This is a genomic window from Erythrobacter sp. HI0063 (assembly GCF_001635685.1).
Lineage (GTDB): Bacteria > Pseudomonadota > Alphaproteobacteria > Sphingomonadales > Sphingomonadaceae > Qipengyuania.
The window spans coordinates 16,018-34,420 of sequence record NZ_LWFF01000193.1 but is presented as its reverse complement, the minus strand read 5'-3'; the positions used below and the strand labels follow the sequence as shown (position 1 = coordinate 34,420).

General features: G+C 64.0%; 18 protein-coding genes and 1 pseudogene. 8 read left to right on the top strand and 11 right to left on the bottom strand.

From position 1 onward, the window contains the following. A pseudogene (locus A3736_RS18255) lies at positions 1-109 on the top strand (transcriptional regulator); the annotation flags it as partial. Between the two features lie 134 nt (positions 110-243). Here the strand turns inward: A3736_RS18255 and A3736_RS06545 are convergent. From A3736_RS06545 to A3736_RS06530, 4 genes are all read right to left on the bottom strand, one after another. After that, the gene (locus A3736_RS06545; RefSeq protein ID WP_067680658.1) at positions 244-711 is read right to left on the bottom strand and encodes a Wzz/FepE/Etk N-terminal domain-containing protein; all 468 of its coding nucleotides are present in this window, start codon (positions 709-711) and stop codon (positions 244-246) included. A 13-nt stretch (positions 712-724) separates the two neighbouring features. Then, on the bottom strand, positions 725-1,372 hold the full coding sequence (locus A3736_RS06540; RefSeq protein ID WP_067680655.1) for an XrtA/PEP-CTERM system exopolysaccharide export protein: 648 nt from the start codon (positions 1,370-1,372) through the stop codon (positions 725-727). A 177-nt stretch (positions 1,373-1,549) separates the two neighbouring features. After that, complete coding sequence (locus A3736_RS06535) at positions 1,550-2,788, bottom strand: pyridoxal-dependent decarboxylase, exosortase A system-associated (RefSeq protein WP_067680652.1); 1,239 nt, start codon at positions 2,786-2,788, stop codon at positions 1,550-1,552. Beyond that, positions 2,785-4,311 (bottom strand): acyl-CoA ligase (AMP-forming), exosortase A system-associated, encoded by a 1,527-nt coding sequence (locus tag A3736_RS06530; RefSeq protein ID WP_067680649.1) that lies wholly within the window; start codon positions 4,309-4,311, stop codon positions 2,785-2,787. The genes A3736_RS06535 and A3736_RS06530 overlap by 4 nt, the downstream gene beginning before the upstream one ends. A 29-nt stretch (positions 4,312-4,340) precedes the next feature. On the opposite strand from A3736_RS06530, the gene A3736_RS17885 reads away from it, so the two are divergent. From A3736_RS17885 to A3736_RS06510, 4 genes are read left to right on the top strand one after another with little or no spacing between them, the layout of a single operon-like run. Then, positions 4,341-5,435, top strand: a complete 1,095-nt coding sequence (locus A3736_RS17885) for a GNAT family N-acetyltransferase (RefSeq protein WP_067680683.1) — start codon at positions 4,341-4,343, stop codon at positions 5,433-5,435. Positions 5,436-5,471: 36 nt separating this feature from the next. Further along, a complete protein-coding gene (locus tag A3736_RS06520; protein WP_082851350.1) occupies positions 5,472-5,798 on the top strand; it encodes a phosphopantetheine-binding protein in 327 nt (108 codons plus the stop codon). A gap of 11 nt (positions 5,799-5,809) precedes the next feature. Then, positions 5,810-6,487: a hypothetical protein gene (locus A3736_RS06515; protein ID WP_067680646.1), complete on the top strand. Its 678-nt coding sequence runs from the start codon at positions 5,810-5,812 to the stop codon at positions 6,485-6,487. Continuing rightward, positions 6,484-7,281 (top strand): hydrolase 1, exosortase A system-associated, encoded by a 798-nt coding sequence (locus tag A3736_RS06510; RefSeq protein WP_067680643.1) that lies wholly within the window; start codon positions 6,484-6,486, stop codon positions 7,279-7,281. Before A3736_RS06515 ends, A3736_RS06510 begins: the two co-directional genes overlap by 4 nt. Positions 7,282-7,339: 58 nt before the next feature. On the opposite strand, the gene A3736_RS06505 is transcribed toward A3736_RS06510, so the two are convergent. The 7 genes from A3736_RS06505 to A3736_RS06475 all read right to left on the bottom strand — a co-directional run bounded on the left by A3736_RS06505 (position 7,340) and on the right by A3736_RS06475 (position 15,272). Next, on the bottom strand, positions 7,340-8,533 hold the full coding sequence (locus A3736_RS06505; RefSeq protein WP_067680640.1) for a class I SAM-dependent RNA methyltransferase: 1,194 nt from the start codon (positions 8,531-8,533) through the stop codon (positions 7,340-7,342). Beyond that, positions 8,530-9,921: a bifunctional ADP-dependent NAD(P)H-hydrate dehydratase/NAD(P)H-hydrate epimerase gene (locus A3736_RS06500; protein ID WP_067680632.1), complete on the bottom strand. Its 1,392-nt coding sequence runs from the start codon at positions 9,919-9,921 to the stop codon at positions 8,530-8,532. The genes A3736_RS06505 and A3736_RS06500 overlap by 4 nt, the downstream gene beginning before the upstream one ends. Beyond that, a complete protein-coding gene (locus A3736_RS06495) occupies positions 9,911-10,234 on the bottom strand; it encodes a hypothetical protein (protein WP_156502019.1) in 324 nt (107 codons plus the stop codon). Before A3736_RS06495 ends, A3736_RS06500 begins: the two co-directional genes overlap by 11 nt. Then, positions 10,221-11,939 carry a dihydroxy-acid dehydratase gene (ilvD, locus tag A3736_RS06490; RefSeq protein WP_369815433.1) on the bottom strand — a complete coding sequence of 573 codons (1,719 nt, stop codon included), beginning with the start codon at positions 11,937-11,939 and terminating at the stop codon, positions 10,221-10,223. The genes A3736_RS06495 and ilvD overlap by 14 nt, the downstream gene beginning before the upstream one ends. A gap of 102 nt (positions 11,940-12,041) precedes the next feature. Next, positions 12,042-12,773: an N-formylglutamate amidohydrolase gene (locus A3736_RS06485; RefSeq protein WP_067680677.1), complete on the bottom strand. Its 732-nt coding sequence runs from the start codon at positions 12,771-12,773 to the stop codon at positions 12,042-12,044. Between the two features lie 4 nt (positions 12,774-12,777). Further along, a complete protein-coding gene (locus A3736_RS06480) occupies positions 12,778-13,590 on the bottom strand; it encodes a 4-(cytidine 5'-diphospho)-2-C-methyl-D-erythritol kinase (protein WP_067680626.1) in 813 nt (270 codons plus the stop codon). A gap of 35 nt (positions 13,591-13,625) precedes the next feature. Continuing rightward, on the bottom strand, positions 13,626-15,272 hold the full coding sequence (locus A3736_RS06475) for an electron transfer flavoprotein-ubiquinone oxidoreductase (protein ID WP_067680623.1): 1,647 nt from the start codon (positions 15,270-15,272) through the stop codon (positions 13,626-13,628). A gap of 80 nt (positions 15,273-15,352) precedes the next feature. On the opposite strand from A3736_RS06475, the gene A3736_RS06470 reads away from it, so the two are divergent. Genes A3736_RS06470 through moaB form a run of 3 tightly spaced genes read left to right on the top strand, consistent with a single transcriptional unit; the run spans position 15,353 to position 18,367 of the window. Next, positions 15,353-16,126, top strand: coding sequence for a hypothetical protein (locus A3736_RS06470; RefSeq protein ID WP_067680620.1), 774 nt, complete (start codon positions 15,353-15,355; stop codon positions 16,124-16,126). After that, the gene (locus A3736_RS06465) at positions 16,123-17,838 is read left to right on the top strand and encodes a lytic transglycosylase domain-containing protein (RefSeq protein ID WP_067680666.1); all 1,716 of its coding nucleotides are present in this window, start codon (positions 16,123-16,125) and stop codon (positions 17,836-17,838) included. Before A3736_RS06470 ends, A3736_RS06465 begins: the two co-directional genes overlap by 4 nt. A 1-nt stretch (position 17,839) precedes the next feature. Further along, positions 17,840-18,367, top strand: a complete 528-nt coding sequence (gene moaB, locus A3736_RS06460; RefSeq protein ID WP_067680617.1) for a molybdenum cofactor biosynthesis protein B — start codon at positions 17,840-17,842, stop codon at positions 18,365-18,367. The last annotated feature ends 36 nt before the right edge of the window (positions 18,368-18,403 follow it).

The following is an 18,403-nucleotide window of genomic DNA, read 5'->3' as shown; positions in this document are numbered from 1 at the left end:
CACGATTGTCTGTATACCCGAGTATGGGCACCTAGAGAATTTGATCGGTTTCTTACAAGAGGAATGTTGTGCAGGTGTTCGGATTGCGCATGAACCAGAACCGCTTTGACGCTTGCCCAGCTCTCGCTGTCCTCCCTAGTCAGCATCGCTATGAAGACTCAGGCGAAGGTGGAAACAGAAAATTGGCAGTAGAGTAGGCTGAAGAGGATCAATCAGATAATCCGCTGAGAAAGATTTTCTTCTTTACATCTTTGGCATTTTATCAACCAGAAATTCCGGATACCCGGCGTTTTCCGCATCGCTAAGATCGCTCTTGCCGATGGTCGCGGCGATCTCGACCAGATTGTCCTGCTCGCTCTTGATCGTCACGGCCTTGGTCAGATCGTCGATCGCGCCCTGCATTTCGCCGTCGGTCGCGATATCTTCGCCCAGCCGCGTTCCGCGAATGACCTTTTCAAGATTGACCTTGCTCGCCAGCGTCTGGCGCACACGGGTCATCTCCTGCCTGCCGTCGCCCGAGATATCGAGCTGTTCGGACAGCACATCGTCGAGCTGCACGTAAAGCCGCGCCTGGCTCATATAGCTGTTGGGGATCATAGCGACGACAAACCAGCCGAGGACGCAGACGCCCCAGGCCACCGCCAGCGCCAGCCAGCGGCGGTTCCACACCTGATGCAACGCTGCGCGCAATTCCTCGAAGACTTCGTTCATCGCGGACGGATCCTCAGAAGACCGATTCGGGGATGATGATCACATCGCCCGGATTGAGCATGACGTTCGCATCGCTGTCGCCGCGCCGCAGCAGGTCGGTCAGGCGCAGATCGTATTCGCGCTGGCGACCCGTTTGCTTGTCGAACCGGATCAGCTTGGCGCGATTGCCCGCCGCATATTCGTTGAGCCCGCCCACCGCGATCATCGCGTCGAGCACGGTCATATTCGCGCGATAGGGAAGCGAGGCAGGCTTTTCCGTGGCGCCGACGATGCGGACCTGCTGGCTGAACGTGCCTGCAAATTCGTTGACGATCACGCTGACCAGCGGATCCTCGATATACTGGCTGAGCTGGAGGCGGATGTCCTCTTCCAGCATGGAAGGCGTCTTGCCGACGGCGGGCATATCCTTGACCAGCGGGATGGTGATGCGCCCGTCGGGCCGCACCTGGATCTTCTCCGCGCCCAGCTCCGGATTGCGCCAGACGTGGATCGTGAGATTGTCGAGTGGACCGATCACGTAATCCTCGCCCGGCCCCTCCTGCAAGGCGACGAAGGTGGCGGGCGGAAGCTCGCCGCCCGCGCTCGACGAAGCGCAGCCCGAAAGGCTCAGCATCGCCGCACAGCATGTCGCGATCACGGCAGACAAGCGATTGAAACGCATAAAGGTAAGTCCTGACAATAGCGTGAGCGATGGCACGCGCGCTCAAAACACGCCGCCACCGCTGTCGATTTCCACCGCGCTTAATGCAGTAGAAAGGTGAACAGACGGTTATCCACACCCGAGAATGCGCGCGATTGCGGCGGTTGTGAACCCATCGTCCCAGATCGGGACAGGCACTTAGAGCATGATTTCGGCAGCCGGTCCCTGTCCCAGAAACGCGCTGGGCGAAGCGCTGGCGCCATAAGCTCCGGCGCAGAACACTGCGACGATGTCGCCCGGCACGGCATGCGGCAGGTGGGCCTTGTCCGCCAACCGGTCGAGCGGCGTGCACAGGCAGCCGACGACATTGGCGATTTCGGCCTTCTCCTCGGCGAAGCGCGTGGCGATCGCGACCGGGTAATTGCGCCGCACGACCGTGCCGAAATTGCCCGAGGCGGCGAGCTGGTGATGAAGGCCTCCGTCGGTCACCAGATAGGTCTCCCCATGGCTCGTCTTGCGATCGACGATCCGGGTCAAATAGACCCCGGCCTCTCCGACCAGATAGCGACCGAGTTCGATGAAGAAGTCCGTATCAGCCATCGCATCGGGCAGAGCTGCAAAGCGCTCCTCCAGCGCGGCGCCGATACGGGCCGTATCGATCGGCGCATCGCCGGGGAAATAGGGGATCCCTAAACCTCCACCCATGTTGAGTTTGGGTAGGGAAACACCAGCCTTTTCAACGATCCGATGCGCCAGATCGAGGACATTGGCCTGCGCGTCCACGACCGCTTCGGCGTCGAGCGCCTGGCTGCCGGTGAAGATATGCAGGCCCCTCCATTCAGCCCCTGCGTCGACGATATGGCGCGCAAGCGCAGGCACGCGCTCGGCATCGACGCCGAACGGCTTGGCCCCGCCGCCCATCTTCATGCCCGATCCCTTGAGCTCGAAATCGGGATTGACCCGAACCGCGAGGCGCGGCGTCTTGCCCGTCCGCTCGGCAATGGCGAGCGCGCGCTCCGCCTCGCCCTCGCTTTCCAGATTGAGCGTCGCGCCATGCAGAATGGCTTTTTCCAGCTCGCTGTCGCGCTTGCCCGGCCCGGCGAAGCTGACGCGCGCGCAGTCGATCCCGGCCTCTCGCACCATGTCCAGCTCGCCGCCCGACGCGATGTCGAGCCCGTCGACCAGACCGGCCATATGTGCCAGCACGGGCGCGAAGCTGTTGGCCTTGATGGCGTAATTGATTTTCAGCCGCTCGGGCATGGCCGCGCGCAGATCGGCGACGCGGCGCGACATCATCGCGCTCGAATAGACGAAGAGCGGCGTTCGCCCCGCCCGCTCGACCAGTTGCGAGGCCGTTTCACCGTCCACGGCCAATTCGCCATCGCGCGTCTCGTACCCCGCCGGGATGGGTCCGACCGGTTTTCCCGTCTCGCTCATGCGCGGATCTCCGCCATTATCTGTTGTGAAATTAAAGTTCTATCGAGCTTTCCGTTCGGGTTCACCGGCAGCGTCTCGCGCCAGTGGATCCTCTGCGGTTGCATGAAATTCGGAAGCTCCTTCGCCAGCGCCGCTTTGAGGTCGGCGTCGCGCCCCGCATCGCCCCGCACCACCAGATGGACCGCCTGACCCAGCCGTTCGTCGGGCACGCCCAGAGCCACCGCTTCGCTGACGAGATCGGTGGCGCGCGCGGCGTCTTCCAGCTCCTGCGGGCTGATGCGATTGCCCGCGCTCTTGATCATCGCATCGCGGCGCCCGACGAAATACAGCAATCCGTCCGCATCCCGGCGCACACGGTCGCCCGAATAGACCGCCATGCCGCCATATTCGCTGTCCTTGGGTGCCGGTCTGAAGCGCTCGGCAGTGCGCGCCTCGTCCTGCCAATAGCCTTGCGCCACCAGCGGCCCGCAATGGACAAGCTCGCCCTCCTCCTGCGGCGCGGCCAGCGCGCCTTCGTCGGTCACGACGAGAATTTCGGCAAAGGGAATCGCGCGGCCCATCGACGTGGGATGGCTGTCCACGAGATTCGGATCGAGATAGGTCGAGCGGAACGCTTCGGTCAGCCCGTACATCGGGAACAGCCGCGCCTGCGGGAACCGCTTTCTGAGATCGCCGACCAGTTCGCGGGTCAGCGCGCCGCCGCTATTGGTCAATCGCCGCAGCGTGTCCGCCGATCCGCCCGGCCATTCGATCTCGGTCAATTGAACCCATAATGGCGGCACGGCAGCCAGCGTCGTGACGCCGTGCCGGGCGCAGGCTTTGGCGACATCGCGCGGGAAAAGGTAATCGAGCGGCACCACGGCTGCGCCGACAATCCAACTGGAAAACAATTGGTTCTGGCCGTAATCGAAACTCAGTGGCAAGACCGCGAGCGTGATATCGTCCGCTTCCATGCCGAGGTAATTCGCCACGCTGACCGCACCCAGCCACATATTCGCATGGCTCAGCATCACGCCTTTGGGCTTGCCGGTCGAACCGCTGGTATAGAGGATCGCGGCCAGATCGAGCGGATCGCGCGAGGATGGGCCGAGATCGGCGCTCAGCGCATCGGCCTCGTGCCAGCATTCCTCCTCGTCCAGCAAGCGGCAGTCGCCCGGCGCATCACCCGGCTCCAGCGTGGCAAGCCGCGCGCGGGTTCCGATCAGCATTCCGGCACCGCTATCGGCCAGGATATGCGCGACCTGTGCCCGCTTCAGCAGCGGATTGATCGGCACATGCACCAACCCGGCGCGCGCCGCCGCCAGCGGAAGCAGGCAGGTGGTTTCTCCCTTTGCCGCCCAGCTCGCCACCCGAGCGCCTTGCGGCAATTGCTCCGTCAGCCACCCGGCAAGGGATGCTATACGCGCTCTTAACTCTCGATAGCTAAACCGCCGGTCACGCAGTATGAGCGCCGGTGCTTCGTCTTCGCCGCGCTCGACCAGATGGTCGAGCGGATACGGAACCGGGTCTGGCGCGATCGGCATGAGTGCTCCTGGAGGACGGTTTGACGGCAATGCATTCTTCGGTGGCGTCATGGGAAGAAACCGCTTCGGCGGCGCCCCATGCCAGCGTCTGCTATCACGAGAGTGTTAGCAAACTGCAAGTCCCCCACTCCCAGGCCATGGATCGGTTCGCAGTCGGGCCGTTCGATCGGACCGAATGGTATCGATTGCTGGAAGACTGCTTCGAAGACGGTAGCGCCCCCCTTTTCGCGATGACGGAAGGGGATATCGGCATAGCCGCCTTGCCGCTCAGCCGGACGGGACGAAGGCTCGAAAGCCTGCATCATTTCTTCGCCTTCACTTGGCGTCCGCTCGCGCCCGACGGCCCCTTGGGTGACGCTTTGCTGACCAATATCGCCCGCGATCTCAAGACCCGCACGCATTGGGTGGCGCTGGAATGTCTGCCGGGCGAAGATGGCAGCGCCGATCGGCTTGCGCGCGCTTTTAGAAAAGCCGGTTGGATCGCACATCTTTCGGTCTGCGACACCAATCATGTGCTCGATGTGAAGGGGCGCAGCTTCACCGATTATTGGGCAGATCGGTCGGGCCAAATGCGCTCGACTCTGAAGCGCAAGGCCGGGAAAGTCGAAGTCTCGATCGCAACCGAATTCGTACCCGAAGACTGGGAAGCCTATCGCGCCATCTATGCGCGCAGCTGGAAGAGCGAGGAACGGGACGCCGCGCTTCTGGAAGCGTTCGCGCGGGCCGAAGGGGCGGCGGGCCGGCTCAGGATGGGGATCGCGCGCCATCAGGGCGAGCCGGTGGCCGCGCAGTTCTGGAGCGTGGAGGGCGGCACCGCCTATATTCACAAGCTCGCCTACGATTCCGAACACAGGCACCTGTCCGCAGGAACCACGCTGAGCGCGGCCCTGTTCGAACATGTCATCGATCGCGATGGTGTCGATCTGGTCGATTTCGGCACGGGCAGCGATAGTTACAAACGCGACTGGATGGATACCGAACGTCCGCGCTACGCCCTCACCTGCATCGACTGGCGTCAGCCGCGCGGGGCCGCACTTCTTGCCGCCAAGGCGGTGGAGAAGGGTTGGGGCCTGCTGACCAACACACTTGCGGGTCGGCTTGCTTCGCGCCGAACGCACGGTTAAGCGCGATGCCGCGTATTACCAGGGGATGATTTCGCCATGACCGCAAGCCGGACCCAAGCTGTCCAGACCGACGCGCTGCAGACCGATGCGACCGGTCCGAGCCGCAGCGAAGTGGATGCCACCCTGCGCGCAATCCTGCGCGACGTGCTCGGCCTCGACCAGGACCGGGTGGAGCGCTTCGATGCCGAAACGGGCCTGTTCGGCCACTTGCCCGAACTCGATTCCATGGCGGTTGCGGGTCTTCTCACCGAGATGGAAGATCGCCTCGACATCGTGATCGAGGACGACGACGTCGACGGGGAAATGCTCGAAACCTATGGCGGCCTCCTCGCCTTCGCCGAGGCGAAAGCCATCGAGAGCTGAGCCCGGCGCGCGTGTACGCCAGCTGGAACGCGCCGGATGGCGCAGGCGAGCACAGCCGGGAATTGGCGCTCACCTTCGACATGGGGCGCACGGCGCGCCTGCTGATCCTGCCCCCGCTGTTCGACGAACATAACAAGCTGCGGCGACAGATCGTCGAGGTGATGCGACGGCTCTATCGGACGGGGATCGACAGCGTGCTGCCCGATCTGCCCGGCTGCAACGAAAGCCCGGCGCCACTCGAAAACCAATCGCTGACAGACTGGCGGGCCGCTGCCGCCGAAGCGGCGGATCGCTTCCAGGCGACGCATATCCTCGCCATTCGCGGCGGTGCGCTGATGGTGCCACCCGCATTGCCGGGCTTTCTCTACGCGCCGTCGAAAGGCCGCCAGATCCTGCGCGCGCTGTTGCGAGCGCGCACGATAGCCGCACGCGAAGCGGGCCGCGAGGAAAAGGTCGAAACCTTGCTGGAAACGGGGCGCAGCGAAGGGCTGGAGCTTGCCGGATGGCATTTGTCGCCCGCCATGATCTCGGAGCTCGAACAGGCCGAGATACCTGCCGATCCTCGTCTGCAAACCATCGACCAGGCCGCTTTGGGCGGGTCGCCTCTGTGGCTGCGCGCCGAACCCAGTGAAGACAGCGATCGGGCGGACGCTCTGGCTGCGATGCTCGCGAAGGAGCTGGCAGCATGACGCGCCGCCACCTCAATTTTCTGTGCGAAGGCGACCGGCTGGCCGCCACGCTCGACGACGCCGTAAGCGAGACCGGCCTCCTGCTCGTGACGGGCGGCAACGAGATTCGCAGCGGCGCGTTTTCGGGTCAGGCCGCGTTCGCGGCGTCGCTTGCCGGAAGAGGATATCCGGTCTTCCGGTTCGATCGCCGCGGGATCGGCGATAGCGAAGGCACGAACCGCGGCTTTCGCGACGAGGGGGCGGATATCGCCGCCGCCCTCACCGCATTTCGCGACGCGGCACCGCACATCACGCGCGTGGTCGGTTTCGGCAATTGCGACGCGGCGAGCGCGCTGATGCTGGCAGGCGGCGGGGGCTGCGATGCGCTGGTCCTGTCCAACCCTTGGACGATCGAGGACGCGGAAGAAGATGGCGAATCCGACGCGACTCCGCCCGCCAGCGCGATCCGCGCGCGCTATCTCGCCAAACTCAAGAACCCGCGCGAAATCGCTCGCCTGCTGTCCGGCGGGGTCGATTACCGCAAGCTTTTGCGCGGTATCGCCCGGGCCGCCGGGCCGAAAGCGGCACCCAGCACGCTCGCCGGGGACATGCGCAGCGGTCTCTCCAGTTTCGAAGGGCCAGTCCGCATCCTCCTCGCAGAAGCCGACCGGACCGCGCAGGTCTTCATCGAGAATTGGGACACCGCCGATACCCGCATCGCACGCTGTCCGCGCGCCGGGCACGCTTATGTCGAGCCGCATGCCCGCGCCTGGCTAGAAGAGCGGCTGTTGGAAGCGTTGGCTCAGCCGCGCTGATTTCCGTATATTTTACAGTGTAAGAACACCCAAATCTCGACCTTGGTTGACGTTTAGATCAACGCGCAAACAGGCTGGTCAGCTCGACATGGGTCGACCAGCGGAACTGACCGACAGGCCGCAATTTCTCAAGGCGAAATCCCGCGTCGATCAGCGTCTTGGCATCCCGCGCCCAGCTGGCGGGATTACAGCTGATGTAAACCACCCGCTTCGCCTCGCTGTTCGCGACGGCCGCGATCTGCTCGCGGGCACCGGCGCGGGGAGGATCGAGAAGAATGGCGTCGAACCGGGAAATCTCCTCCGGCTGCAGCGGATTGCGGAAAAGATCGCGATGCAGGGCGTGGACCGGCAGTCGCTGCGCGTTTGCAGCGCTCTTGCAAGCCAGATGCGCATCCCGCGCCGCTTCGACTGCCAGGACCTTCGCCGCTCCCGATAGCGCAAAGGCGAACGTGCCGAGGCCCGAAAACAGATCGGCGATTGTACCGGCTCCATCCGTAAAAGCGCGCGCATCCGCCGCCAGAACGGCTTCTCCATCCTCTGTCGGCTGGAGAAAGCTCTGTTCCGGAAAACCGACCGCGACGCCGCCCAGCGTCACGGTGACCGGCTCAGGCTCCCACAAGGTCTCGCCTCCATACCCCTGATCGAGCGAAAGCCGCGCCAGCCCGTGATCCCGCGCGAAGTCGAGCAAGGCCTCGGTCGGCCCCAATCCGTCGAGCGTCACACCGCTCAGCGTACAATCCACGCCCTGGTCCGTCAGCGTCAGCGCGACATCGACCGGCGCCTTGCTCGCGATCCGCGCAAGCATAGTCCGCAAGCGAGGCACGAGCGCGAACAGTTCGAGTCGCAGGATCGGGCACTCGGCAATATCGACGATGCGATGCGATCCTCCCTCCCGAAATCCGAGCAGGAATTTCCCCCCTGCCTTCAATCCGTGGAGCGTCGCACGGCGGCGGCTCTGCGGCGGCGAGAGATGCGTCTCCAGAACCTCGCAGACCGAAATGTCCTGCGAAGCGGCGGCAGACGTCACACGATCGGTGACGAATTGGAGCAGCGCGGCATCGTCCGCATGCTGCAACTGGCAGCCCCCGCAGCGCGCGAAATGGCGGCAGGGCGGCGTCGCGCGGTGTGGACCGGGTTCCAGAGTACCATCCGGCAACATCGTGTCGCCAGGAACGGCGCCAGAGACATGACGCCCATCTTCTGCGACGCCATCGCCTTTGGCAGCGATGCGGATAATCGGCGAACCGGTCACGAAAGCGCCGCCAAGGCCAGATGCACCGTCTCGGCCAGATCGCCTGCCGTGAAGCCCGGTCCGGCGAGGCGCGCCGCTTCATGATGCAACCAGACGCCCTCCTGCGCGGCCCGCATTCCATCACCGTGATGCGCCAACCGACTGGCGATCAGACCTGCCAGCACATCCCCGGTCCCCGCCGTCGAAAGCCAGCTCGAGCCGCGCGGGAAAAAGACTGTCCGCCCATCGGGGGAGGCGAGCACGGTGTCCGGCCCCTTGGCCAAAACAAACGCGCTTGTGACCTCAGCAAGAGTTGAAGCTCTATCGAGCTTATTATCGACTGAGATGTCGAAGCTGCTGCAAAGACTGGATAATTCCCCCTCATGGGGCGTCAGGATCAAGGTAGGGTTCGTCTGCGGGTCAAGTCGATCGGGCGTCAAGAGATACAGCGCATCGGCATCGAGGACACTCGGTTTGCCCGCGTTCAGAACCGCTGTCAGCTTTCGCGACGCGGCTTCTTCGCGCCCTAGCCCCGGTCCGATGAGAACGGTATCGATCCGGTCATCCGCCAAGGCCTGATCGAAAGCATCGCCCTCGATCACCAGCTCGGCTGGCGCGTCGGGGTGTGAGTGCTCGCTCAGCAGCTTGGTGTAACCGGCCCCGGCTCGCATCGCCGCCTTCGCGGCAAGCAGCGGCGCGCCCGGCATCGCCCCGGCCACCACAGCCAGAAGCCCGCGGCGGTATTTGTGGCTGTCGGGCTGCGGCGCAGCGAGATTCGGGCGCTTGGAAGCCGAGGATATCGCCGTCGCGATCTCCAATCCGATCGGCACAAGACGCTTCGCACCCATTTTCGCCGTAGCCGGCATCAGAAAATGCGCGCGCTTCCAGGCGCCGAGGGCCAGCGTCAGATCGTATTGCGGCACCGGCCCCATCGCTTCTCCGCTGTCGCTGGCGACCGCGCTGGGAACATCGATGGCGATCTTGTAGGCGTCGCTGCGGCACAGCGCCTCGAGAAGCGCCGCGAACGCTCCTTCGACAGGGCGGTCCAGCCCGTATCCGAACAGACAATCGACTATCACGGATCGATCCAGATCGCCCGATTCCGCGGTCGATCCAGCGAAATTCGTCCGCGCCTTCCGGGCCGTCGCCCCCTTCGGCTCGACAGGCGCAACAACCGTGACGTCATGACCTCGCAGTCGCAATTCCTCTGCGATAACATAGCCATCGCCGCCATTGTTGCCAGGACCACACAAGACTGCAACGGATCGTCCCGCAGCCATGCGAGCGACCCAATCGGCAGCACCCCTGCCCGCGCGCTGCATGAGCTCCCATTCGTCGACGCCATCCCGCATCGCCGCCTGCTCGATCGCGCGCATCCGTTCGACCGAGAGAACTGCATTATCGCCCATCGAGCTGCCCCTTCTGCCAGCGGTAGCGCGCGCTATCGACAGTGAATTCGATCCTGTCGTCTGCGCCTCCCATGACAGGCTCGGCAGCCCCGTCAGCCGACGCGAAGCCATCGCCATCGCGGACCAGACGCCGGAAACTCCCGTCGGGATGGCGGATCACAAGCGTGTCGCCGTCCAGCTCGACGAGGCAGTCCGGCGCGAAGTCGCTGCCGGGTGTCACCGCGCAGTCCACGCGAACCGCGCCCTCTTCCGCCTGTTCCTGTACTGGCCCGCCGGAACAGGCCGCCAGCAAGAGCAGGCTAGATATCGGCAAACATATGCGTTTCGCGCGCCGCACCGGGATGGGTGACGGCGCCTTCGTGCGCAGGGCCGACATTCTGGGCGTACCGCCACAAGGCTCCGGACTGATAATCATGCTCGCGCGGCTGCCACGCCAGACGGCGTTCGTCCAGCACGGCCTTGTCGACCAGAAGGTCGATCGTCCCCGCTTCGGCGTCGATTGCGATGGTATCGCCATCTTCTACCAGCGCGATCGGGCCGCCCTCGGCCGCTTCGGGCCCGACATGGCCGATACAGAAGCCCCTCGTCGCGCCGCTGAACCGTCCATCGGTGATCAGCGCGACCTTCTCGCCCATGCCCTGGCCGTACAGCGCAGCCGTGGTGGCGAGCATCTCGCGCATGCCCGGACCGCCCTTGGGCCCTTCGTAACGGATCACGATCACGCTGCCTTCGGCGATGTCGCGCGCCTCGACTGCGGCAAATGCTTCCTCCTCGCATTCGAAGACGCGGGCCGGGCCGGTAAATTGCAGGCGGGCCATCCCAGCGACCTTCACGATCGCTCCATCGGGCGCGAGCGAGCCCTTCAGGCCGACGACACCGCCGGTGGGAGTGAGTGGGTTGGAGACGTCGTAGAAGACCTTTTGATCGGGATTCCAGGTAACCTCTTCGATGTTTTCGCCCAGCGTCTTGCCGGTCACCGTCAGAGGCTCGGGATCGAGGAAGCCGCCATCGAGCAGCGTCTTCATCGCCATATAAACGCCGCCGGCCTCGTGCATGTCTTTGGCGACATATTTACCACCCGGCTTCAAGTCTGCGATGTAAGGCGTTGATTTGAATATCTCTGCCACATCGTGAAGATCGAATGCGATACCCGCCTCATGCGCCATTGCGGGCAAGTGAAGCGCTGCGTTGGTGGATCCCCCGGTTGCCGCGACGACGCGCGCGGCATTTTCGAATGCGGCGCGCGTGCAGACATCGCGCGGGCGCAAATTGCGTTCGACAAGCGCCATCACCTGACGGCCCGCAGCAACCGCAATTTCCTCACGCGATCTGTAAGGAGCAGGCGTCATGTTGCTGTTCGGAAGGGACAGTCCGATCGCTTCCCCGACGCACGCCATGGTATTCGCCGTGAACTGTCCACCGCACGCGCCGTGGCCCGGGCAGGCGACCTTTTCGAGCGCAGTCAAATCCTTCAGCGGACAATTGCCGGCGGCATGCTGTCCCACCGCTTCGAACACATCGACCACCGTGACGTCTCGCCCGGCATAGGTTCCCGGAAGGATCGACCCGCCATAGACGAAGATGCTCGGCACGTTCAGCCGCAGCATCGCCATCATCATGCCGGGCAGGCTCTTGTCGCATCCGGCGAAGCCGACCAGCGCGTCGTAACAATGGCCTCGTACCGACAATTCCACGCTGTCGGCGATCACTTCGCGGCTGACGAGCGAGCTCTTCATGCCCTGATGGCCCATCGCGATACCGTCGGTCACGGTTATCGTGTTAAAGCGGCGCGGCATACCGCCGCCCTCTTCCACGCCGCGACGGCAGACATCGGCCTGCGCATCGAGCGTGGTGTTGCACGGCGCGGAATCGTTGCCCGCGCTCACCACGCCAACGAAGGGCCGCGCGATCTCTTCCTCGCTGAGGCCCATCGCGTAGTAATAGGAGCGATGCGGCGCGCGCTCGGGGCCGACCGAGACGTGGCGGCTGGGGAGCCGGGATTTGTCGAATTGCGGCATGTCACTCTCCGTCATCCGGGATAGACCGGGTTTCATCCGTGCGAGGTTCAAGCTTTCGCCGGGAGAACGGCTTGTGGCAAGGGGCCGCGGCCCTAGCTTTCCTTATGCACTCTCAAGCGCGAGCAGCACCCGGCCCGCCACATCGGCGATCATCGTCGCCCAGCGCGCCTGACCTGCCTCGGTAACGATCTGATCCTGCCGGATCTCCAGGGTGAGGTAGGGTATCCCGCGCGCTTCGGCATGCCGGTCCATCGTGGCGTTAAGCTGCTTGCCCGAATAGGGTTCGTTATTGCCGACCGTCAGCCCCTGCTGCCCGAACAGTCGGATAGCGTGGCGCGCGGCGCGATCGTCCTGATTGTAGAGCAGGCCGATCTCCCAGGGTCGCTCCTGCGAGCTGGTGGCAAGTTCGGGCGTGAAGCTGTGGACCGCCAAGAGAAGTTTCGGGCGAACCCGGTCGATCATCTCGCCGAGCGCCTCGTGATAGGGGCGGTGATAAAGATCGAGCCGCCGGTCGATATTGGCGCCAATATTGCCAGGGATCAGATGCCCGTCGCTTTCGGAAGGGACGACTGCCGGCTCGTCCTCCTTGCGGTGGAGATCGCAGACCAGCCGGCTGACCGTCGCTATATGCGCCGGAATGCGGTGCCGCCGCGCCAACCGATCCGCGACGCCGTTCACACCGATATCGACCGCGATATGCTCATCGAGCAGTTTGGTATCGATCCCGAGCTCGATACCGTCCGGCACGAAATTCGACGCGTGATCCGCGACGCACATCAATTCGGCCGGTCCGGCCTCGCCCACCTGGCGATAGGGTCTGTCTTCGATCAGCATCACATTACCATCTCAACGCGCCTTGCATGCGCCACCACCCAGGATGGGCCTCGGCGATTTGCGCGGCTGCCTCTTCGCACGCCTGGGCGCTTTCATAAAGCGCGAAGCAGGTCGCGCCGGAACCGGACATACGTTGCAGGAGCGGGTTGGTTTCATCCAGCGCGGTGCAAACACCGGCGATCGCAGGACACAGAGATATTGCGGGCGCTTGGAGGTCGTTGCGCCCCGCCAGAGCGATGTCTCGCGCCGTGCCGGAAGGCAGCGGACCGCGATCCTCGCCGCCCCAGGCGCGAAACACCGGGCCGGTCGACAGGGGCACGCGCGGATTGACGAGCAGGCAGTAAAGCCCTTCGAGGCTGGTGTCGTCCAGCGGTTCGAGCTCGGTCCCCGTCCCACGCCCGATACAGGTGCGGCTTTCGACACAGGCTGGAACGTCCGCACCCAATCTAGCTGCGCGGGCGGACCAGTCATCGGGCAAGCCATGGCGATCGCGCACGATCCGGAAGACCGCTCCCGCATCGGCGGAGCCGCCTCCCAAACCAGCGGCGACGGGAAGGTTCTTTTCGAGCGTCATCGCCAGCCCATCCGAGCGCGGCAATACGGAAAGCGCTTTGGCGACAAGGTTTTCGAACGGATTGTCGAGACCGTTTGCGAACTCTCCAACTACGGCGATCTCGTCGCGCCCGGCGGGCCGAGCAGTCAGAATGTCGCCCGCCTCGACGAAAGCGAACAGTGTTTCGAGCTCATGATAGCCATCCTCGCGCCGCGTGCGGACATGCAGCGCGAGGTTGATCTTGGCGTAAGCGGTTTCGCGCATGGGCGCCTTCCCCCGTCGCGGGTCGGAGTGAGGCGTCACATATTCGGATAATTAGGACCGCCGCCGCCTTCGGGCGTGGTCCATTCGATGTTCTGGTTCGGATCCTTAATGTCGCAGGTCTTGCAGTGGACGCAGTTCTGCGAATTGATCACGAATTTGGGCTCGCCCTCATCCTCGGTCACCCATTCGTAAACTCCGGCCGGGCAGTAGCGAGTTGACGGGCCGCCATAGACGCCCAGCTCGCTCTCGCGCTGCAATTCCATATCCTGCACCTGCAGGTGATTGCGCTGGTCCTCGGCGTGGTTGGTGAAGCTGAAGGCCACATTGGTCAGCCTGTCGAAACTCAACACACCGTCGGGCTTGGGATATTCGATCGGCTTGAACAGGTCCGCGCGCTGCAGATGCTCGTAATCGGGCTCGTGCTTCATGGTGATCGGCAGGCCGATCTTGAGCGTACGCATCCACATATCGATGCCCGCCAGCACGGTACCGATATCGGCACCATATTTCGAAACGGCGGGCTGCGCGTTCTTCACTTTCTTAAGCTCGACTGCGATCCAGCTTTCGCGCAAATTGCTATCGTAATCAGTGAGTTCGGTTTTCTCCTGGCCGGCGGCGATCGCATTTGCGATGCTTTCGGCGGCGAGCATACCGCTCTTCATCGCAGTGTGGCTGCCCTTGATCCGGGGCACATTGACGAAGCCCGCGGCGCAGCCGATCAGCGCCCCGCCCGGGAAGGCGAGCTTGGGCACTGACTGCCAGCCGCCTTCGTTGATCGCCCGCGCGCCATAGGCCACGCGCTTGCCGCCTTCGAGGATCTCGGCGATCGCCGGATGGTGCTTCCAGCGCTGGAATTCCTGATAGGGGCGGACATACGGGTTTTTGTAATCGAGCGCCGTGACGAAGCCCAAGGCGACCTGGCCGTTGGCCTGGTGGTAGAGGAAGCCCCCGCCCCAGCTCTCGCTTTCCGACAAAGGCCAGCCCTGCGTGTGGATCACGCGGCCAGGTTCATGCTTTTCGGGAGCAATGTCCCACAACTCTTTGATTCCAAGCCCATAGATCTGCGGCTGGCAATCGGCCTCCAGATCGAATTTCGCCTTCATCTTCTTGGTGAGATTGCCACGCGCGCCTTCGGCGAACAGCGTGTACTTGGCGTGGATTTCCATGCCCGGCTGGTAATCGGGCTTGTGCGATCCATCGGCGGCGACTCCCATGTCCTGCGTGATCACGCCCGAAACCGCACCGTTTTCGTCGAACATAACCTCGCTCGCCGGGAAGCCCGGGAACACCATCACACCGAGACCTTCGGCCTGCTCCGCCATCCAGCGGGTCAGATTACCGAGCGAGCAGGTGTAATTGCCCGTGTTCGTCAGGAAAGGCGGCATCAGCAGATGCGGCATTTCCCACTTCTTCGACGCGCTCATAACCCAATGCTGATTGTCGGTGACGGGCGTTTCGGCGAGCGGGCAGTCCATTTCGCGCCATTCGGGCAGCAATTCATCGAGCGCGCGCGGATCGACCACGGCACCGGACAGGATATGCGCCCCGATCTCGCTGCCCTTTTCGAGCACCACGACCTCAAGCTCTTCATTGAGCTGCTTCAGCCGGATCGCCGCTGCCATTCCCGCCACGCCGCCGCCGATAATGACGACATCGCAGGGCATCGATTCGCGTTCGCTCATATCTCTCTCTTTTCGTCGCAATATCGTTTGGGATTGCCTTGATTGCTGGGGCGTATGAGGTCAAGACCCCCGACGGACGGATGACGAAGCTCGATACCCCTCAAAATGCCGGTGCGCTATCTCAGCACGATCTTGCAGGCGTGCTCGATTGGTGGCGCGAAGCGGGTGTCGACTGCAGCTTTGCGGACGATGCCGAAGGCTGGCTCGAGATTCCCGAAGAGGCCGCCGAACCGGCGCCCCCGCCGCCGAAGGTGGACGTTCCGCGACGGGTCACGCCGCTGCAACGCGCGCTCGACGGGGCGGAAAAACCCGCGATCGGCGGCGCGCGTGACAACTGGCCAAGTGATCTTGCCGCGTTCGAGAGCTTCTGGTTGACCGAGCCGAGCCTAGCGGAAGGCGCGCTGTCCATGCGCGTGCCGCCGCGCGGGACAAGCGGCGCTTCGCTCATGGTCCTGATCCCTCAGCCGGAGGAAGAAGATCGCGAAAGCCTGTTGAGCGGACGGCTCGGAGCGCTTGTCGGCTCCTTCCTGCGCGCGGCGGGACTGGACGAGAGCGCCGTGTATTTCGCGAGCGCCCTGCCGCGCACACTCCCGCTGCCCGATTGGGCCGAGCTCGCCCAGCGCGGGCTGGCGGATGTGACCCGGCATCATGTCGGCCTTGCAAAACCGCAGCGTGTGCTTGCTTTCGGGCGCGGACTGATGCCGCTGCTGTCGCAGGGCGACACGCCTGCCCCTATGCTTTCCCTGCCCGGCGGCGAAGTTCCGTTGATGATCGCCCCGCGGCTCGATCGGCTGGCGCGCATGCCCGGCCACCGCAAACATTTCTGGACCCAATGGCTCGAATGGACCGCATGACCCGCCCCCTACTCCTCTGCGCCGCCGCCTTCTCGGCGCTGGCAGTGACTTCGCCCGCGCAGGCCAATCCCGAAAGCATCGCTTATTTCACGCAAGGCAAGAGCGGCGCCCTTCCCACTCTACTGACGCAGCAAGACCGGTTCTACTACGCCTCCTTTTTCGAAGCGGTGGATGCGCGCAATTGGGACCGCGTAGAGATCCTGCTCGGCGAGCGGAGCGAAGGGCCGCTCCACGGGGCGGCGCTGGCCGAATATTATCTTCACCCCGAAAGCCCGCGCATTCCGCTCGAACGCCTGCAGGACTGGCTGGGCCGCTATCGCGATCTCCCGCAAGCCGAAGGCATCGCGCGCCTCGCAATGGCGCGCGGAGCCACGGATACACCCAGCCTTCCCGCCGCGCGCAGCATGCGGGGCCAGCCGGGCATCACGCGGCGCAATCGCCCTCGGGGCATCGAGGATGGCACGATGCCGTCCGATATCTCCAGTGCCATTCTCCAGCATATCAGCAATGACGATCCCGACGGTGCGCGCCTGTTGCTCGACGGGATCGACGCCACTCTGTCGCCCTATGCCCGCGCGGAATGGCGCCAGCGGGTATCGTGGAGCTACTACATCGAGAATCGCGATCCCGAGGCGTTGGCGCTGGCACGCACGGTGTCCGAAGGCAGCGGGCCCTGGGTCGCGGAAGGGGAATGGGTCGTCGGCCTTGCCGCGTGGAGGCTGGACGATTGCAGCTCCTCTGCGCAAGGGTTCCAGAATTCGGCGGCGCAATCCACCGATCCAGAACTGACCGCAGCGGCGCATTACTGGGCGCATCGCGCGCTGGTGCGTTGCCGCGAACCCGAGCAGGCGGACGAGCAATTGCGCGGCGCAGCGCGCTTTACCGAAACGCTCTACGGTATGCTGGCGCGCGAGCAGTTGGGCCAGACCCTGCCCGGCGATCACACCCGCCCGGACCTGACCGCGCAGGACTGGCAGCTTCTATCGGACGAACCGGCGGCACGGCAGGCCGTCATGCTCAACGAACTGAACCGGCGCGAGGCCGCATCCGATGCGCTGGTCTATCAGGCGCGCTACGGTGATCCGGACGAATTTCAGGCCCTTACACGGCTTGCCCGCGCACTCGGATTGCCGGGCGCCCAGAATTTCATGGCCTACAATGCGCCCGCCAAGACTGCCCCGCCGCCGAGCCTGCGCTGGCCGGTAACGGACCAGACTCCGCGCGGGGGATGGACAGTCGACCCGGCGCTCGCCTTCGCCCACGCCTTGCAGGAATCGAATTTTCGCGAGACGGTAGTGAGCGGAGCCAATGCGATCGGCCTAATGCAAATCCGCCCCATCGCCGCGCGCGAATATGCCGCGTCGATCAACCTCTCGGCAGATGCGAACCTCAAGGAAGCTTCAATAAATTTAGCCTTTGGGCAGAGGGCCTTGGAGGCTCTCGCCCAGTCGGGATACTCTAGCGGACATCTCCCCAAGGTCATGGCGGCCTACAACGCCGGGCCCACTCCGGTCGCCCGCTGGAACAGCGAAGTGCGCGACCAGGGGGATCCGCTGACGTGGATGGAATCGATCCCCTATTGGGAGACGCGGTCCTACGTGAATATCGTGATGCGCAATTACTGGATGTATCTGCGCCAGGCCGATGCGCCCACGCCGAGCCGCGTCGCGCTGGCCCAGAACCAATGGCCCCAATTTCCGAGCGAGCGCTAAAATGCCCATCGACGAAAGCCGCACTTTCAAACCGATCCGCATCGCTCTCCTGACGGTTTCGGACACGCGCGGCCTGGCGGAAGACACATCTGGCGATATCCTCGCCGAACGGATTTCGCGGGCGGGCCATGAACTGGCGACCCGCGAAATCCTGCGGGACGACGTTGAGGCGCTCGTGGACCTTCTGGAAGCCTGGATCGACGACGAAACCATCGATTGCGTCATCACCACCGGCGGTACGGGTCTCACCGGCCGCGACGTGACCCCCGAAGCGCTCGATCGCGTGAAGGAGAAGGACATTCCCGGTTTCGGCGAGTTGTTTCGATGGATCAGCTACGAGATGATCGGCACCAGCACCGTCCAGAGCCGCGCCTGTGCGGTGGTGGCCACGGGCACCTATATCTTCGCCCTGCCCGGATCGAACGGCGCGGTGAAGGATGGCTGGGACAAAATCCTCGCCTCTCAACTCGATAGCCGTCATCGTCCCTGCAATTTCGTCGAATTGATGCCGAGATTGCGGGAACGCTGACAGCGCGAAGGCCGTACATTCGGGTCTCGCAAATGC